The following is a 17,917-nucleotide window of genomic DNA, read 5'->3' as shown; positions in this document are numbered from 1 at the left end:
AAATATTACCTGTCTTCCTGGTAAAGTGCCCGAGTGTCGTCGAGATATTTGAGATACGTATCGATGGCGCTTTGGGGCTGAACGATCTTAATGAAGGTGCTGAGTTGCAGCAGCCAGCCAAAGAACTGCGGCGACAGCGGGGCTTTGACAGTTGCTAACAGGCGCCCATCCTGGTTTTCAAACACAACGGCGTCCAATCCGAACTTATCGATGAGCGGATTCATCGCGCGGTCGTCGAGTTCCAGCACCATGGTGGTTTTGTTGGCTGCATATACGCCGAATGATGGAGAGACGTGATCTTCGAGCACATAGCCCGCGATACGCGGATCTTTGGTCGCGGACTCTTCGGACACCGCAACGTCGAGCATGCGATCGACGCGGTAGGGCGTGAACGGCTGATGGCCCGAGCCGGCGTTGGCCCATTTATCTCTAAACCCAATCATGTAATAGAGTTCGTCGGAGTAGATAAGACGCACGGGTGTGAGCTCGTAGGTCTTTCCGTCATGATTAAGGGCCTTTTGCTTGGCGGCGTCGTAGTGGAAGTAACGAAACCGAATCTTGCGTTTTTCGCGCATAGCCTGCTGAATCAAGTCGATATTGTGCAGAGCATCGGAGTTTTGCATCTTCACACGCGAAGGCACGTCGACGCGCTTGTGCATCAGCTCGCGTTCGTCCAGGCTGGCGAGGCTCTGTAGTTTGCCGATGAGGTGGTCGGTCAGCTCATCGGTCAAAAACGGCGAACTCTGCACGGCGTCAACAAGCATGATGAGTTCTTGCAGGTCGAGCGGGCGTGAGACCAACGCCCATTCCTTGCCACCGCGCTGGTCGATGTCGAGCCCGAAGTCGCGAAGCGTTTGCAGGTCGCGATAGATGGCCTTTCGTTCGGCCTCGAGATCGTGATAGGCGAGCTCCTCGATGATCTGCTGCGTCGTGAGTCCGTGCGTGCTGTCGGTCTTTTCCATCAAGGTTTTAAGCAGGAACAGAAGCCTGAGCTTTTGGTTTGGTCTGTTCGCCACGTTGTCTCCTTTCGCCGGCAGGGTATCAGCCGGAGATGCAAAACAAGACCCGTTATTGGGACTCATTGTAGCCCGCGCGACCGTAGTATTCGCAGCAATAAGGGCCCGAATAGGGCGAAAGGTGGTTAAACGGAAATCGGCGGTTTGGCTGGTTGGTGTGACGTGCACTCTGTTGGCTTGGGGCCGGTTCCGGTTTACAAGGATCAGAACAGGAGAAATGCGATGGCAGACATCAAAGTCTTTGCCGAGAATCTTGAGGATTCAACCAGGGAGCAGATCGAGGAGATTTCCAGCTGCCCGGCGTTTGAAGGCGCCAAGATCCGCATCATGCCCGATGCCCATAAGGGCAAGGGCTGCGTGATTGGCTTTACGGCAAACTTGGGCGACAAGGTGATTCCCAACCTGGTTGGGGTCGACATCGGATGCGGGATGTACTGCGTGCCGCTTGCGGAAACCATCGCGCGCGACGACCTCATTCAGTTCAATCGCGATGTGAAGCGCGCGGTGCCCACGGGCTTTAGCCTTCATCGCGATCCTGCCTGCGCACTCGCGGACTTTGACATGGAGTCGCGCGATTGGCTGCAGGATAAACGCAAGGTTGAGCGCTCCATGGGTACGCTGGGCGGCGGCAACCACTTCATTGAACTCGACGAGGACGAGGATGGGTGCCAATATCTGGTCGTGCACACCGGCTCGCGCAACATGGGCAAGCAGACGGCGGAGCACCATCAGGCACTGGCGCAGAAGACGTGCGCGGCAGATATCCCCGACGAGCTTAAGTATCTCGTGGGAGATCTTTCTGCCGAGTATCTCGTCGATATGCATAACTGCCAACGCTTCTCGAATCAGAACCGCAAGGCGATTGTCGCACAGATTGTTGAGCGTACGGGAATTCGACTTGACGGAGACGGCTTTACCACCATGCACAACTACATCTCGGAAGATGGCATGATTCGCAAGGGCGCTATTAGCGCTCATGCGGGCGAGATGGTGCTGATTCCGTTCAACATGCGCGACGGTGCCGTTATTGCGCGCGGCAAGGGAAACGAGGACTGGAACTGCTCGGCGCCACACGGGACGGGTCGCGCGATGAGCCGCACAAAAGCGTTCCAAACGCTCGATACCAGGTCGTTCGTTAACGAGATGCGCGATGCCGGCATCTACTGTCCGAGCGCATGCGAGACGACGCTCGATGAGTCGCCCGAAGCGTATAAACCTGCGGATGATGTACTGAGACTCATGGACCCGACGGTTGATGTTATTCACCGACTCAAGCCGATTTGGAATTTTAAGGCTACTGGTAAGCGCGGTAGGCGTTAGGAGGGTTGCGATGACGCGAAAGATGGACTCCAGGGACAACCGAATTGGCCGTTCTGCGAGTTTGGGCGAGATGCTGGGCCTACCAGGCGTGATGCCGCCGTCCGCGAATCGGTGCGGCGGGAATCGTGGAGAGCGTGATGACGAGGCTTTTGACCTCAGCGGGTTTCACAATCGACTGGCTTCTGGACTCGACCGTGGTGTGGAAACGTCACTGTTCGCAGCTCCGCGCTTGTTGAAAGCCGGCATGTCGGCCGATGACGCCCTAGGTGGCGGCGTTGGGCTGGGCAAGCTCAGCGTGATTGGCGGTGCGCATGAAGACGTTTCGAACGTGCTGGCACACGCGGTGCTGCGCCTGAGTGAGCAGTGCGCCGTGCTTTACGTGCCGATTCGGGAGCGTGAAGAGGATGCGATTGCTCGGCTTATTCGTGCCGAGATGGGCGTCAAGCTGCCGGCGGATCTTGAGGAGCAACAGGTTGAGGCAATCCGCGCAACGATGCGCCTCAAGCAGCGCAACTTGGGCATCTTTGCCGAAGACAACATGACCATGGACCTTTTAACGAGCTGGTTGCTCGGCGACCAAACGTGGAACAGAGCAGTGCTAAAGGACATCGTAGTCGTAATCGACGGACTCGAAATGTTCGATGACAACCGCCCGGTAAATGCAATCCTGCGCGACCTGCGCAACATGCTCAGTCCAACATCCGCCATCCTGGTAGGCTGCTTCGCGGCGGAGGGCAGAGAGGACGACGCGGAATTCGCCGAGGCCCACTGCAACGCAGATGCCCTCGTCCGCATGAGTGCCGATGGCATGGAGCCTTTCTGCGCACGAGTCTTCGGTTGAGGTCATAGCAAGTAACAACTGCTCGGCCAGCAGTGCGTCTATCAGCAGAAAATGACCGCTCAACAGCCAAGAAGATACGTTTAAGCGGGTTAAGAATTACCATCAAATAGAGGACAAAGGCGAGCGGGCTTCTGCCAGATTCAGAAAGGAACGTCCAATGACAACACGTAAAGATCGGAACGTTAGGCGAATCGTTCCTTCCATTGAGGCTTCGCTTCATCCGGATAGGTATTACGAGTTTGATTTAGACCAGAACAGTTTTCCGGTTTTTAGCGATAAGAACATCGCCTTTGTGAACGGTCTCGTAAATAACGATTCGAATTACACATGGATTGATCAGGGCACAATTCACGACAAGTATGTGGATGCCTCGAACGGCGACGCCTGCGCCATCCGGGAGGCTGTTTATTTTACTAATAAAATGAATTCGACGCACTTGGCTGCAGTGACGGTAAAGGGTGACCAAGATAAGCTAATGGGCAAGACGAATGCCGAGCTCAAACGGCTTTGCGAAATCAAAGAGGATCCGCAAGGCGGTAGTGGTGAAAAGGGGGATGAGGGCGAAGCCGAGCTTACTGGCGGAACACTTATAACTGCCGCATATCTTGTGAGCCAGTATGCGAATAATAATAAACTGGGGTCTAGCCTGTTGGAAAAAGACTTTGAGTTCCGAGCGAATCTCGTTGCCAGCATCGCGCGCGCTACAACAAATATGACTTATAAACTATTGCCGGAAGAGGACCCTAGCGACCTTAAGTGCAATCGAAGTAATTTTTCCTTTGCAACAAAGTTTTGCCACCATGGTTGTCGCAATCTAAGCAGGCGTGAGGTGAACGGCTCTTATATCTATGATACGGACAACTTCTGCATCTATGACACGGTTGTCGGCACAATGCTTCCTTATTATGCGGATGCTTATATTGATTACGGTAGCAATGAGAGTGAGTGGCTTAACGAATGGTGTAAAAAATACAATGACACTCCATTGAGCCGCTATGGAAACCGATACGCATGGATTAGAGGCACGATTAATAAACTGGTTGCCACGCCCGATGAGGATGTTGAAAACGCTGACGCCCAGGTCGCTCGGGGCTACCTGGGATACCTCGACCTTTACAGCCATATCGTTGATGGTATCAATGAGTGGCGAAAGCAGGAAAACCAGACGGTTGGTTCAAATAACGGCTCCGCCCCAGATATTGGCTTCCATGAAGTCGACCTGATGATTTGGTATTTCTTCAAGGGCAGTCGTCTTGACAAGGCAAAGGATAAGATGAAATAAATCGTCGCAAAGATTAGCGTCGATTGGCAATGGGAAAGCCTCGCTCAAGTTCGACATAATGTGCAGAACTTGGGCGGCTCAAGATGCTTTCACTTCGCCCAAAGATATTCTGATTCACGTTCTTGGGCCGTGCCTGGTTTGGGCACGGCCTTTTTCGTATCTATGAAGATTCGAATGCTGAATTGAGATATGGGCAAGACCTGCTGATGGGGATCGCTGCGGTTTTCCGCATCTCCCGTCAACGCGAGCGATGCCGATATATATCCAACCAGCCGGGTTCTTCTTCTTTGTTGTCGGTGCACGTTTCTAGCAAGTCATCTATCCGGTCCAGTTTGATCTCTTGCAATGCCGTGCGTTCTTCCGGCAAGGGCTGCGTTACTTTCTTCGCTCTAAACACGGGCGACAGCATCAGGTTCGTGTGTGCCCATCCGGCAAAGCAGCTGCCGTAGGGGATAGAGCCACATCTGATCTGCCCATCGCCATCGGGATACAGACAGTCCAATTTCGAGTTTGCTACTAGGCAATAGCAAGGTCCCGGCGCCCATGGCCGGCAGTCGATCTCAAGAATGTCGCCCTTTCTGTACGGCGTGGGCAGGTCGACATATGCCCCCTTGAACCACGGGCCAAAGATTCCACCCACAATGCAGTCGAGCACCTCGCCACATTCGCCCTCTTCTTCCCTGCAGATGTACTGGATTTCACCGGAGGCGTTTGCGTAGTAAGTGAAGTCTGGCTGTAGAAAGCCGTCGTATGGATATGAACAGCTCGGGTCGTTGGCAAGGTTGAACAGCTCGATCATCCAGTATGAGGACGATAAGTCTGTCATTTCGCTCCACTTGTCTGCGTATGCCTTCATTGCCGCAAGGGCGGCCTGCCACGATGCCACGGGGAAGGGGCCATGCGTGATGGCGGATCCCACTTCGTCGTCGACAAAGCTAATTTCGCTAATAAGCAGCACCTTCCTGTTCCCGTCGACGGCCTTTAGCGCGTCCAAGCAGTCATCGATGTAGTCGATACAAATCTCTGGTCCGTACCAAGAAAAGATATCGTCTGACGAGCTGCGCTCGGCAGCAACCAGCCTGCTGAGCATCTCCCGTTTGCGGTTGATTTCTATCGACGCGCCACCGATGATTTGCGAGTAATGATCGCCACTCAGTAGCTGTGGATTATGCAGCAAATGCTCTCGCAGCTCCGGAGATTCGATAAGGTTGATTATTTCTTCGCGCGCGATTGCCTCCGAGTTATTGGTGCGACTTCTTGTGGATTCGGACATGGCGGCCTCTAATCAAATAGCTGCGGATACTTCTCCTTGAGCGGTGCCTGATCTAGACGTAGTTCTTCCAGGTTGCGCTTTGCCTTGGACTCCATCCTTATGGTGTCGATAAACGCGATGAGTGAGTCGACATACAGGTCGCCGCGCAGGTAGGCCTGGGCGGCGATTAAAATTCGCTGCTCGTCTTCGAGTGGTTTGCGATAGTACTCAAGATTTAGGTAAAGCGGGTCTGGCTCGCCGATGTAGAAGGGAAACGTCTCGTTGTAGGTAATCGAGCAACCAGTGGCACGCATGTTGCTGATATCCCCTGCATGGCGATAGTGCTCGAGGCGTTGCTGCGCATGATCAAGCCATTCGTCAGAACGGTCTGCCTGTCGAAGCTCTGCCTCAAGCTTTGTCCGGTCCCACGTGGGCAGATCGAACAACGTGAACGGCTCACGGTCACTGCCCTGCGGCGTCCAGACGATGTCGCCGGTGTGGAACGGCGTGGGGATATCGACCCAGATGAACTCGAATGCGATCTCCCAATCGTTCTCAACGGGGCCGGCTGAAGGGCAATAAACGGAAAGGGCCTCGCCTTTGCCGTTTGCCATGAGCCAATCTTCCTGGCGATGTTCTTTGTCGGCATCGAGTGGGTACCGGGTGATGCGTACGCGTGCCTCTGGACGGCTCGCAAGTTCATCATCACCGCGCAACGCCTCGGCACATTTCTCATAACAGCTGAATGGCGCGCCGAAGGCCCCACAAAGTTGCCCGTCGGGCACAATCTCCTCTTCATACTGATAAACGTAGCCCGTCCCACTCGCAAACGCATCGACGCACCGCTTGTTGTAATCGATTGTCCAGCGCAAAAAAGCATGGAAATCGGGGATGGCCGGCCTTCCAAGACCGGCATGGGTTGCCTCCAGCGAACAATTGGGCATGGTTTGCACGATCTCCTGCCAAGCTTCGCATTTCTGATCGAGCGTGGCGGTCTTCGAAAACCAAACCAGATAGGCGGCCTCGATGGTGTTGGGCTGGAAGTCGATACTGCGCAGGTGTTCCCGAATGTCCCGGGAGTCGACAAAATCCAAGATGTTCATGGTTAGCTCCTCTTTGTTTTGAATCGTGCCAGCGGGGCTATCGTGTCATCGAACAGCTCCGGATAGCAGCTCTTGAGCCTGCCGTCTTCCCTTTCAAACCACTCGACTTTTTTCTTGACCAGTGCCTGCAGCTCGTAAAGGCTCGATAGTGCAATAAGTGAGTCAAGACCCAGATAGCCGTCGAGATATGCCCGCACGCCGTACAGAATTCTCGCCTCCGGCTTGAGCGGGGTACGGCAGTATTCCATATCGAGAAGAAAACAACTCGGCTCTCCGATATAGACGGGGTACTCCAGGGGATATTCAATCTGGCAGCCGTAGGCGTACATGTCGCTCGCATCGCCATTTTGCCGATGGTGCCTGAGCAGGTCGTCGGCCTTTTTTGCGGCGCATTCCCTGTAAGTGGAAGGCGGAAGCTCATCCATGACCCGCTTCGTGGTCCATGTCTGCATATTGAGAAGCAGCATGGGGTCGCCAGGGTCGCCGTGACGACAAATGATGTCGCCGGCGTGGAATGGCGTCGGGATGTCAAACCACATCAACACAAAAGCGAAAGTGGGGTCTTCGCCCTCGCGTTCCTTGTCGATGCAGCGCAGTTGGCAGTCCATGATCTCGCCTTTCGCGTTGAGCATGAGTCTGTCGGCAGCATCGTGGTCTTCGTCCGGATCGATTGGGCGGCGTGTTATTTCAATCGAGGTAGGATTCTCCTCCTCAAGTTCATTCCAGATTGCTTTGAAACATTTTTCGTAGCTGGTGTAGGGGCCATAATTGCACCCGCTCTCATGGGGACTTCCCGTCTTGTCCTCAAAGAAATACATGTGCTTGCCAGGTTGTTTGAACCGGGCAATTATCTTGCGCTCCCATTTGATGACGTCGCGGAGAAAGACGTGGAAGTTGGGGATATTGAACGTGCCGTATCGCCTGTTCATCGCACAATTGGGCATGTTTTCGAGAATCTTTTGCCAAGTCTCGATCTTCTGTTGCAGCGTCTTTTCGCTCGAACGGTCGACGATGAACGCCGCCTCGGGCGTGGTGGGCTCGTAGCCGATGTCCTTTAAGTGTTCCTTGATGTCGGGTGAGTCGAGAAACTCGAGAATGTCCGAACGTATGGCGTTGGCGCCGGAGCCGGCCGATGTGCGGTATGGCTGCAGGCAGTCGTGTACGACCGATCCGTCCGACCATTGTTTGCCACAGCCGGGGTCATCGTGCAGCTTTTTCGAGAGTTCGAGCATAAAGGAACAATCATCGGGCAAGTCGCCGATATAGCGTTCGGCGGTGTAGAGCGCAGAGGGTGTGAAGTCGTCGAGGAAGCCGTCCGTGAAATCCCTCAAGCGGAGATTGCCTTCCTCAACGCCGTAGATTTTGCTCGGATAGGCGCACCAAACCTGGCCTTTGAACGAACTATCGTAGTCGTCTTCGAGCACGATGGCGAAACGGGGACCGTGGTCGAAGGGCCGACTATCGATCTTGATGATGTCGCCGGGGGACCAGGGAGTGTAGAAAACCTCACCATTGGCACAGAAGTGCTTGCTATTGTTCCACGGCAAGTGATCGATGCTTTGATGCGAAGTCCGCTGATTCCGGCGGTCGCTCAAAAAGACCAAATCGCCCGTCATGGTCGCGGCGAATATCAGCGAGACTTGAGCGCGCGGGCGGTCGTGTAAGTCTTCGGCGGTATAGAGCTTAATCTGCCAGAATGATTCGGACCAATCTTCATCGGGGTCGTCATCGACGTATTGCTTCATAAGGGTTTGAGCGGCATCCCAAGAGGCAACGGGGAAGGGGCCATCAAAGGTGTCGTGCCCGCGCTCCTCTTCACTGTAAAACACGGCGGAGACCAGCAAGATACCGCGGTCGCGGTCAACGTTGTAAAGCATATCGAGTGCAGTGTCGAGTTGTTCGAGGCCGGAGTCGATCGCCTCGGCGTAATCCGATGAGGCCTCTTTGCGAAGCTGCTCGAGCATGGTCCGTTTTTCGTCGAGCGTCTTGAGGGAGCCGCCGATGATTTTACAGAGGGAGCCATCTGCCATTCCCATGTGTTTGAACATATGAGCACGCAGCTCATCGTCCTTGATGCAACTGCAAACGAGCTCCCTGCCGGCATCGGTGATCACGGTATCTGCTTGGCTGTCCATAGCAATCTCCAATTCGGTCGTTGCCATTAGCATCCATCAGGGGTTGTGCTTTGTGGTCCCATTAACGGGTCTGATATGAATCTCGCGTCAAACATACTTCTGGAAACGCACTGGTACATGGGTGTGCGCGTATTGAATGAACAATTGGTAGTGGCGTTTCAAAACTAAGCGCAACTGCCGCAATCATCCTCTAAGAAAGGCTCAACCGTCGCATCGAACAGCTCTGGATAGCGGTCCTTGAGCCAACCGTCTGCGTCCTCGAAGCCGCGTGCCTTTTTCTCCGCCAGCGCCTGTAGCTCGCATGCGCTGACCATCGCGGCGAGCGAATCAACCGCCAGGTCGCCTTTGACATATGCCCTGACGCCGTAAAGGATTCGCTCCTCTGACTTGAGCGGCTTGCGGTAATAGTCGATGTCCAAAAGAAAGCCCTCAGGCTCCCCAATGTAGAAGGGGAAATGCAAGGCGGATGAGACTTGGCAGCCGTAGGCGTACATGTCGCTGGTGTCGCCGTCATATCGGTGCCAACGCAATAGCTTGTCGGCCTTTTGCACGAGGCGCTCTTTGTAGACGGAGGAGGCCAGCTCTTTGTCGACTCGTTCGGATCCCCAAGTTTGCAGGTCAAACAGCACCATCGGCTCGTCGGGGCGTTGGAGGTTGCAGACGATGTCTCCGGCATGGAAGGGCGTTGGGATATCAAACCACATGTCCTCGAAATCGCTTGTGGTTCCATCCTCGTCCCACTCGTTTTCGTTGCGGTAATCACAAGACATTACTTCGCCGTTCGCATTGAGTAAGACCATGTCGTCGGCATAGTGGTCTTCGTCTGGGTCGATGGGACGACGAGTGATCCTGATGGCTTTGGGATCGTCACCGTCGAACTCTTTCCAGATTGCATCGAAGCACTTTTGATAACTGCTGTACGGGCCGTAAAGACAGCCGCCTTGCCCGCGCCGGTCCCATGAGTAGTCATCAAAGAAAAACAGGCTTTGACCGTCCGTCCTTTTAAAGTGTGCGAGCTTTCTGTGCTCCTGCTTAATGACATTGCGCAGAAAGGCATGGAAGTCCGGGATGTTGATCGTGTCATTTCTGCGGCTCATGGCGCAATTGGGCATGGTGTCGATGATCTTTTGCCAGCCTTCAAGCTTTTGCTGCAATGTCGCTTTATGCGAGCGGTCGACGATAAAAGCCGCTACGGGCGTGGTGAGCTCGTAGTTGATTCGTTGAAGATGCTCCTTAATACTGTGCGAGTCTAAAAACTCAAAGATGTCCGGACGAATATCCAGCTCACTTTGGCTGGTAGGCTTGCGGTGCGGCTGCAGGCAATCGTGTCCGACCGAGCCTTCGGACCATTGCTTGCCGTAGTCGGGGTTGTCGTGCAGCTTCTGCGAAAGCTCGAGCATAAAAGCGCAGTCGTCCGGCAGCTCGCCGGTGTAGCGCTCGGCGGTATAGAGGGCGGAGGGGATGAAGGGGTCCAGGAGACTGTCGCTGTAGGTGCCGGATGAAAGTGAACCCTCCTTAACGCCGTGATCTTTGCTAGGCCCTGCGCACCAGATCTGCCCCCGGAGCGTGTGCTCGTAGTCGTTTTCGAGCACAATGGCAAAGCGAAGCCCGTGATCGAAGGGGCGACCGTCGATTTTGAGGATGTCGCCTGGGACCCACGGCGTATAGATGGGTTCGTTGCTGTCGCAGAACCTCCTGCTTTCGTTTTGCCAGGCGCTTTCGACATGCGATTTGCGAGTGCGGTGATTGCGCAGATCGCGGAGGAATATGAGCTCGCCGTCCTTGGTGGCCGCAAACGACAGAGAGGGCTGCGCCGTTTGGTGCTCGTGCAGATCTTCCGAGGTGTAGAGATTGATCTTCCAGTACGATTCGGACCAGTCGTCGTCAGGATACTCTTCGATGTAACGCTTCATGAGCGTTTGTGCGGCGTCCCACGATGCGGTGGGGAAGGGGCCGTCAAGGGCGTCGGCGTCACGCTCCTCCTCGTTGTAGAACATGACGTATAGCAGGAGGATTCCACGGTCGCGCTCGACGTTGTTGAGCATGTCGAGCGCGCTGTTGAGCTGGGCGAGATGGGAGTCGATATTTTCGAACAGCTCCGGCGAAACCTCCATGCGGAGTTGCTCGAGCATGGTGCGCTTTTCATCAAGCGTCTTAAGAGAGCCGGCGATGATTGGCGCCGGCCAGTATAAGTATTTGCGCATGTGGTCGCGCAGCTCTTGGCTTTTGATGCAGCTGAGGACGAGGTCTTTGCCGGCATCGGTGATGCCATCGCTTGCCTGATTGTTCATGTCGGCCTCCTTATCGGTCGTTACCGACATGATGCAACGGGTGCGGCGATTGTTGGTCCCATTAACGGGACCAAGCAGCGGCTCGATGTGACAAAGGGGCTGCCCTTTGTCACATCCAAAATATTGCCTTTACGTGTTGGTGCACACGGTGTGCAATAATACTCGCACTGTGCAATAGCGCACAGGCTGAGTAACAAGGAGGACGCTTGTCCCAGCTCGAGAAATGCGATCGCCGGTCCCTTCGCTCGCAGCGTGCCCTTCGCCAGGCGCTTGCCAGCGAGCTTGCCGAAAGCGGTGACCTTTCGCGCATTAACGTCGCGTCGCTCACCGAGCGTGCCGGCCTTACGCGCCGCACGTTCTATTCGCACTACCGCGATATTCCCGACTTTATCAATCAAATCGAGGACGGCTTGCTGGCCGAGATCCGTGAGCGCATTGAGCTCATCACCGCAGCTCAGCTGCCCGATCTCTATCACAACATCGATGAACTCGAGCCCGCGCCCGGTTCGGTTGATCTGCTGCGTTATCTTGCGGCCAACCGCGACTTAATCGGTGCGCTGCTGGGTCCGGGCGGCGACCAAGCTTTCATTAAAAGAATCATCGACACCGCTCGTGAGGCTGTGGTGCCGCGTGCGCAGACGGGCATTTTGGGCCTGGCGCTGGGCACGTTCTTTGACTACTACGTCACCTACATCGTGAGTGCCGAGGTCGGCATGATTCAGCGCTGGTTTGAGCGCGGGCTCACCGAATCGCCCGAGGCCATGGCGCGCATTATGACGGTGCTCGCTTTTGTGCGCCCTGGTGACTTGTATGGCCAACCCATCGATATCAACGTTCCGGAATACGGCATGAAGCTATTGAACTTGCAGCTCGAGGACGCGGTCGACACCGCCGCAACCGTCGAGTCCAACAACTAAGAGGAGAGACAATGAGCAAACTCGTCGAGGGCATCAAGGACCGCATGGTCGCTGCCGCACGCGAGGCCGCGCCCGCCGTGGTGGACGCCGCGCAGAAGGCCGCGACTGCCGCTGCCGAGAAGGTCGCCGAGGCAGTTGCCGATGCCAAGAACGCGGCAGGGGAGACGTCCATCGCCAGTGAGCCCGCCGCCGCCGCTGAGCCCGTAGCCGCCGCCCACGCCCCCGAAGGCGCGATCTTCAACCCCGAAAACGCTCGTGGCAACCTGCACCTGGGCATCGACGTGGGCTCCACCACCGTTAAGCTCGCCGTGCTCAACGACGATAACCAGATCGTCTACGCCAAGTACCAGCGCCACCACACCGACGTCCGTGCCTGCGCCCGCGACCTGTTCGAGGGCGCTGCGACCGTGCTGCCGACGGCCCAGATGACCTGCGCCATCACCGGCTCGGGCGGCCTGCTGCTGTCCCAGTGGCTCGACCTGGAGTTTGTCCAGGAGGTCATCGCCAGTAAGCGCGCCGTCGAGACCCTTATCCCGGCCACCGACGTCGCCATCGAGTTGGGTGGCGAAGACGCCAAGATCATCTACTTCGACAACGGCATCGAGCAGCGCATGAACGGCACCTGCGCTGGCGGTACGGGCGCGTTCATCGACCAGATGGCAACCCTGCTGCACACCGACGCCAGCGGCCTCAATGAGCTCGCGGCCAACGCCACCACCATCTATCCCATCGCCAGCCGCTGCGGCGTTTTTGCCAAGACCGACGTGCAGCCGCTGCTCAACGAGGGCGCCCGCCCCGAGGACGTGGCCGCCTCCATCTTCCAGGCTGTCGTGACCCAGACCATCTCGGGCCTGGCGTGCGGCCGTCCCATCCGCGGCAACGTCGCCTTCCTGGGCGGCCCGCTGCAGTATCTCTCCGAGCTGCGCCACCGCTTCTACCTCACGCTCAATCTGAACGAGGAGCACCGTATCGTGCCCCAAAACGCCCACCTGTTTGTGGCGAGCGGCGCCGCCATGGCGCATGAGTCCAACAAGCTCAGCACGTTCCCGCAGCTCATCGAGGCCATCGACAGCCTGGGCGACACGCAGGGCGCCGAGGTTGAGCGCCTGGATCCGCTCTTTGCCACTGACGAGGACTTTGCCGAGTTCAAAACCCGCCACGACCAGGAAGTCGTCCCCAAGGGCAAACTCGACGGCTACACCGGCCGCGTGTTCATCGGCATCGACGCCGGTTCCACCACCATGAAGGCCGCGCTCGTGGGCGAGGACGGCCAGCTGTTGCACACCTGGTACGGCAACAACAACGGCGACATCCTGGGCACGGCCAAGGTCATCATGGCCGATTTCTACAACCACATCCCCGCCGGCTGCACCATCGGCCACGTGACCACCACGGGCTATGGCGAGGCGCTGCTCATCGAGGCCCTCAAGGCCGACTCGGGCGAGATCGAGACCGTTGCGCACCTGCGCGGCGCCAAGGCGTTCCTGCCCGGCGTCGAGTTTATCCTGGACATCGGCGGCCAGGACATGAAGTGCCTGCGCGTCAAGGACGGCGTTATCGAGCACATCATGCTCAACGAGGCCTGTTCGTCGGGCTGCGGTAGCTTTATCGAGAGCTTCGCCGTCTCTATGAACATGGACGTGCGCGCGTTCGCCGATGCCGCCATCCATGCCAAGGCCCCGGTCGACCTGGGCAGCCGCTGCACGGTCTTTATGAACTCGCGCGTCAAGCAGGCGCAAAAGGAAGGCGCCACGGTGGGCGACATCGCGGCCGGCCTGTCCTATTCCGTCATCAAGAATGCCCTGTTCAAGGTCATTAAGCTGCGCGATCCCAAGGAGATCGGCAGCCAGGTAATCGTTCAGGGCGGCACCTTTATGTCCGATGCCACGCTGCGCGCGTTTGAGCAGCTCACCGGCGTTCATGCCGTGCGTCCCGACATCGCCGGCTGCATGGGCGCCTACGGTGCGGCCCTGCTCGCCCGCGATCGCGCCGGCGCCGACGGCACCTCGACCATCCTTTCGGCTGAGGACATCGCGCACCTCACCGTGACGCAAAAGCATGTCCGCTGCGGCCGTTGCTCCAACAACTGCCAGCTCACCGTCAACGATTTTGGCGGCGGTAGGCGCTTCATTACCGGCAACCGCTGCGAGAAGGGCGCCGGCCACAAAAAGCAAAAGACCGAGGCCCCCAACCTCTTCAAAAAGAAAAACGAGCTGCTCTTTAACCGCGAGGTGCTGAGCCCCGACGAGGCCCCGCGCGGCACCGTCGGCATCCCCCGCGCGCTCAACATGTACGAGAACTATCCCTTCTGGCACGCGTTCTTTACGCGCTTGGGCTTTAGCGTGCAGCTGTCCGACCAGTCGAGCAAGAAGACCTATCAGGCGGGCATTGAGTCCATGCCGTCCGAGAGCGTGTGCTATCCGGCCAAGATGAGCCACGGCCACGTGATGAACCTCATCGACCGCGACGTCGACTTTATCTGGATGCCGTGCGTGCGCTGGGAGCGCAAGGAGGATCCGACGGCTGGCAACTGCTATAACTGCCCCATCGTCATGAGTTACCCCACGGCGCTGGCGCTCAATATCGACGAGATTCGCGAGCAGAACATCGAGTTCCTGTACCCGTTTGTGCCCTATCACGACAAGACCGAGCTCAAGCGCCGCCTGTACCAGGTGCTCGCCGTCGACCGTGTGGCCGATGCGCAAGCCGGTCGCGGTCGCGTGCGTGGACCCAAGATCACGCGCTCCGAGGTCGATGCCGCCGTCAACGCTGCCTTTGAGGCCGATGCGCGTTTCCACGAGGACATCCAGACTATGGGCGAGGAGGCTCTTAAGTGGGTCGAGGACCACGGCGGTCACGGCATCGTGCTCGCCGGTCGTCCCTACCATAACGACCCCGAGATCAACCATGCCCTGCCCGAGCTTATCTCGAGCTTTGGCTTTGCGGTCTTTACCGAGGATTCGCTCGCGCATCTGGTGAAGCCCGAGCGTCCGATTCGCGTCGTCGACCAGTGGATGTACCACAGCCGCCTGTACGCCGTCGCCCGTTTTGTGACGATGCGCAACGACCTGGACCTGATCCAGCTCAACTCTTTCGGCTGCGGTCTCGATGCCCTGACTACCGACCAGGTGCAGGAGATCCTGGAGGCCAGCGGCAAGATCTACACCGTGCTCAAGATCGACGAGGTGTCCAACCTGGGTGCCGCGCGCATCCGCATCCGCTCGCTCATGGCCGCGCTTAAGGACCAGGAGGCCGAGCGCTTGGCCGAGGCCACGGCAGCGGGCGAGGCCTACGAGCAGGGCGACGCCGCGCCGGTGGCGCCCTCCACGGATGCCCCCGCGTTCGCGAGCCGTAAGTACACGTTCGAGGCGCAGCGCGAGAGTGCTTCGACCGCGTGGCCCAAGGTGCCCTTTACCGAGCAGATGCGCGACGAGGGCTACACCATCCTGTGCCCGCAGATGGCGCCGATCCACTTTGACCTGGTCAAAGAGGTGTTCCGTGGTGCTGGCTACAACTTGGAGCTGCTGCCCTCGACCGATCACGATGCCGTCGAGGCCGGCCTGCGCTACGTGAACAACGACATCTGCTATCCGTCGATCCTGGTGACGGGCCAGATTATGGAGGCCATCGAGAGCGGTCGATACGACCTGTCCAAGACGGCTGTGGTCATCAGCCAGACCGGCGGTGGCTGCCGCGCCACCAACTACATCGCACTCATCCGCAAGGCCCTGCGTGAGAGCGGCCACCCCGAGATCCCGGTGATCTCGCTTTCGGCCGTGGCGCTGGGCGAGGACAACCCCGGCTTTAAGATTACGCCGGCGCTGCTTAAGCAGGCAGTCTACGCGGTACTCTTTGGCGACGTGATGATGCAGATGCTCTATCGCTGCCGCCCGTACGAGGCCACGCCCGGTGCCGCCAACGCACTCTACGAGGAGTACATGGCGCGCGCCCGCAAGCTGGCGCCCAAGTTCAACCGCCACAACTACACCAAGCTGTGCCGCGAGGCCATCCGCGCGTTCGATACCATGCCGCTCGTGGGTGAGGGTACCAAGCCGCGCGTGGGCGTGGTCGGTGAGATCTTGGTCAAGTTCCACCCCACAGCCAACAACCACGTGGTCGATGTCATCGAGCGCGAGGGCTGCGAGGCCGTGGTGCCGGGCCTGCTCGACTTCTTCCTGTACTCCATGAGCAATGCCGAGCTGCAGAAGGACGAGCTGGGAAGCTCTGCCACTACGCGCGCTGGTATGCAGGCGCTCATCAAGCTCGTGGACTGGATGCGCACGCCGGTGGAGGAGATGCTCGAAAAGTCCCGCCGCTTTGAGGCGCCCGAGCGCATCGGCACCATGGCCGACAAGGCCCGCACGGTGCTTTCGGTGTGCAACAACATGGGCGAGGGCTGGCTGCTCACGGCCGAGATGCTCGACCTGATTGATCATGGCGCGCCCAACATCATCTGCACGCAACCCTTCGCGTGCCTGCCCAACCATGTGGTGGGCAAGGCCGTGATCAAGGAGCTGCGCCGTCAACATCCCGAGAGCAACATCGTTGCGGTGGACTATGATCCTGGTGCGTCCGAGGTCAACCAGCTCAACCGTATTAAGCTCATGATCAGCGTTGCCAAGGAAAACATGCGCGCCGGCAAGGGCTTTAAGCTCGAGAAGGTGGCGCCGCTCGCGATGGACGAGGTCACCGGCCAGATGCGTGCCCATGATGGCTGCGTGAGCTGCGGACCGGCCAGCGAGGAGGCCGTTGCATCGGTCGCCAAGCGTCTGGGACGCGGCATTAAGAAGTAGTTGGCCTGCTTTGGGCTAGATATGAGGCAAACGGGTGGTAGCCGTGCCGGCTACTACCCGTTTTTGCTGGACATATGTTGCGCAAATGACCTTGCTACAGCCTTCCGTGGGCTTGCCCGATTTTTGGGCCGGCTCGGGCTTTGAGGACAAGCTGCTGCAAGCCCAGGGCGATTTTTCGCTCAACGCGGGCCAGCACAGCGTGACCTATCTGCCAAACGACGAGATGATCGCTGCGGACTGCCCATCGCCACCTACGAGATGGAAGCCGAAAAGTATATCTACCGCGTGTACAAGTACGAGCTGTAGGGCCGCGCTTAGGTTTGACCAATGGAGTATGAAAACACGCCGTTCGCCGATGCCCCCTCCGCGAGTGGCAGCCATATGGTTTGATGTCAGAAACATATAGTTGTCGCCAGCCTGCTGGCGACGTTCCCCCTGATATCAGAGGCTCCAGGTATGTTTCGCGCTCCGTTAAACAACTATCGATTGGGCTAACATGGACCGCCGTGCTATTTCGATAACCCTTGCAGTGATCTGCCTGGCTGTGCTCCTGGGCGCTACAGGGCTGTTTGCTATAAGCCGAGAAACGTCCTATATGCAGGAATGCGCTTCCGAAGGGTTTGCCATTGACGGTTACTATCGGGACGACAAGACGAGTCTGGAAACCCTGGCCTTTCTTGAAGAGGATAACCATCGGTGGCAACTGGTCGACAAAGACGGCAGCTGCGTTGACGGGCAGTTTAAGCGTACGGATGACCCCAACATCCTGATATTAAAGAAGGAAAACGGCGAAGAATTCGGTACGGTCCACGTGGCGTATATGTCACGCCGACGCGAGCAGGGCCAGCTCTATCTATTTAGAGATAGCAAGGTGACCCGATTTTATCTGGTGAGCACCGATCCAGCGTTTACGGTGGAGTCTGGCGAGGTCGATTCGGACAGTTGATTCACGGCAATAAAAAAGCGA

Annotated in this window: 11 protein-coding genes; 6 read left to right on the top strand and 5 right to left on the bottom strand. The window is 57.4% G+C overall.

What is annotated here, in order from left to right; translation table 11 throughout:
- Positions 1 to 5: 5 nt before the first annotated feature.
- Entirely contained in the window at positions 6 to 1,016 is a 1,011-nt protein-coding gene (locus I4W09_RS10665) for a helix-turn-helix transcriptional regulator (protein WP_196032086.1), read from the bottom strand.
- Positions 1,017 to 1,238: 222 nt separating this feature from the next.
- Between I4W09_RS10665 and I4W09_RS03985 the strand changes: the two genes are divergently transcribed.
- From I4W09_RS03985 to I4W09_RS03975, 3 genes are all read left to right on the top strand, one after another.
- Positions 1,239 to 2,336, top strand: coding sequence for an RtcB family protein (locus I4W09_RS03985; RefSeq protein ID WP_196032083.1), 1,098 nt, complete (start codon positions 1,239 to 1,241; stop codon positions 2,334 to 2,336).
- 10 nt (positions 2,337 to 2,346) lie between these two features.
- A complete protein-coding gene (locus tag I4W09_RS03980) occupies positions 2,347 to 3,177 on the top strand; it encodes a hypothetical protein (protein WP_196032079.1) in 831 nt (276 codons plus the stop codon).
- A 157-nt stretch (positions 3,178 to 3,334) separates the two neighbouring features.
- Positions 3,335 to 4,459 carry a hypothetical protein gene (locus I4W09_RS03975; RefSeq protein WP_196032076.1) on the top strand — a complete coding sequence of 375 codons (1,125 nt, stop codon included), beginning with the start codon at positions 3,335 to 3,337 and terminating at the stop codon, positions 4,457 to 4,459.
- 238 nt (positions 4,460 to 4,697) lie between these two features.
- Here I4W09_RS03975 and I4W09_RS03970 read toward each other — a convergent pair whose 3' ends face one another.
- The 4 genes from I4W09_RS03970 to I4W09_RS03955 form a co-directional block, all read right to left on the bottom strand.
- Positions 4,698 to 5,732 carry a hypothetical protein gene (locus I4W09_RS03970; protein ID WP_196032073.1) on the bottom strand — a complete coding sequence of 345 codons (1,035 nt, stop codon included), beginning with the start codon at positions 5,730 to 5,732 and terminating at the stop codon, positions 4,698 to 4,700.
- Between the two features lie 8 nt (positions 5,733 to 5,740).
- Positions 5,741 to 6,814 carry a hypothetical protein gene (locus I4W09_RS03965; protein ID WP_196032070.1) on the bottom strand — a complete coding sequence of 358 codons (1,074 nt, stop codon included), beginning with the start codon at positions 6,812 to 6,814 and terminating at the stop codon, positions 5,741 to 5,743.
- A 2-nt stretch (positions 6,815 to 6,816) separates the two neighbouring features.
- The gene (locus tag I4W09_RS03960; RefSeq protein ID WP_196032067.1) at positions 6,817 to 8,976 is read right to left on the bottom strand and encodes a hypothetical protein; all 2,160 of its coding nucleotides are present in this window, start codon (positions 8,974 to 8,976) and stop codon (positions 6,817 to 6,819) included.
- Between the two features lie 137 nt (positions 8,977 to 9,113).
- A complete protein-coding gene (locus tag I4W09_RS03955) occupies positions 9,114 to 11,240 on the bottom strand; it encodes a hypothetical protein (protein WP_196032064.1) in 2,127 nt (708 codons plus the stop codon).
- A gap of 206 nt (positions 11,241 to 11,446) precedes the next feature.
- Here I4W09_RS03955 and I4W09_RS03950 point away from each other — a divergent pair, with 206 nt between their 5' ends.
- The 3 genes from I4W09_RS03950 (at position 11,447) to I4W09_RS03940 (ending at position 17,896) form a co-directional block, all read left to right on the top strand.
- Complete coding sequence (locus I4W09_RS03950; protein ID WP_196032060.1) at positions 11,447 to 12,157, top strand: TetR/AcrR family transcriptional regulator; 711 nt, start codon at positions 11,447 to 11,449, stop codon at positions 12,155 to 12,157.
- 11 nt (positions 12,158 to 12,168) lie between these two features.
- A complete protein-coding gene (locus I4W09_RS03945; protein ID WP_196032057.1) occupies positions 12,169 to 16,950 on the top strand; it encodes a 2-hydroxyacyl-CoA dehydratase in 4,782 nt (1,593 codons plus the stop codon).
- A 496-nt stretch (positions 16,951 to 17,446) separates the two neighbouring features.
- Positions 17,447 to 17,896 carry a hypothetical protein gene (locus tag I4W09_RS03940; RefSeq protein ID WP_196032054.1) on the top strand — a complete coding sequence of 150 codons (450 nt, stop codon included), beginning with the start codon at positions 17,447 to 17,449 and terminating at the stop codon, positions 17,894 to 17,896.
- Positions 17,897 to 17,917: the final 21 nt, after the last annotated feature.

It is taken from the genome of Collinsella aerofaciens (assembly GCF_015670795.1).
Classification (GTDB): Bacteria; Actinomycetota; Coriobacteriia; order Coriobacteriales; family Coriobacteriaceae; genus Collinsella; species Collinsella aerofaciens_Q.
This window is presented reverse-complemented; position numbering and strand designations above follow the sequence as displayed.

Bases quoted from the DNA above. Each gene is read 5' to 3' on its own strand.
- I4W09_RS03960 (WP_196032067.1), bottom strand. From the start codon at position 8,976: ATGGCAACGACCGAATTGGAGATTGCTATGGACAGCCAAGCAGATACC.
- I4W09_RS03955 (WP_196032064.1), bottom strand. From the start codon at position 11,240: ATGAACAATCAGGCAAGCGATGGCATCACCGATGCCGGCAAAGACCTC.
- I4W09_RS03945 (WP_196032057.1), top strand. From the start codon at position 12,169: ATGAGCAAACTCGTCGAGGGCATCAAGGACCGCATGGTCGCTGCCGCA.
- I4W09_RS03970 (WP_196032073.1), bottom strand. From the start codon at position 5,732: ATGTCCGAATCCACAAGAAGTCGCACCAATAACTCGGAGGCAATCGCG.
- I4W09_RS03985 (WP_196032083.1), top strand. From the start codon at position 1,239: ATGGCAGACATCAAAGTCTTTGCCGAGAATCTTGAGGATTCAACCAGG.
- I4W09_RS03975 (WP_196032076.1), top strand. From the start codon at position 3,335: ATGACAACACGTAAAGATCGGAACGTTAGGCGAATCGTTCCTTCCATT.
- I4W09_RS03965 (WP_196032070.1), bottom strand. From the start codon at position 6,814: ATGAACATCTTGGATTTTGTCGACTCCCGGGACATTCGGGAACACCTG.
- I4W09_RS03940 (WP_196032054.1), top strand. From the start codon at position 17,447: ATGGACCGCCGTGCTATTTCGATAACCCTTGCAGTGATCTGCCTGGCT.
- I4W09_RS03980 (WP_196032079.1), top strand. From the start codon at position 2,347: ATGACGCGAAAGATGGACTCCAGGGACAACCGAATTGGCCGTTCTGCG.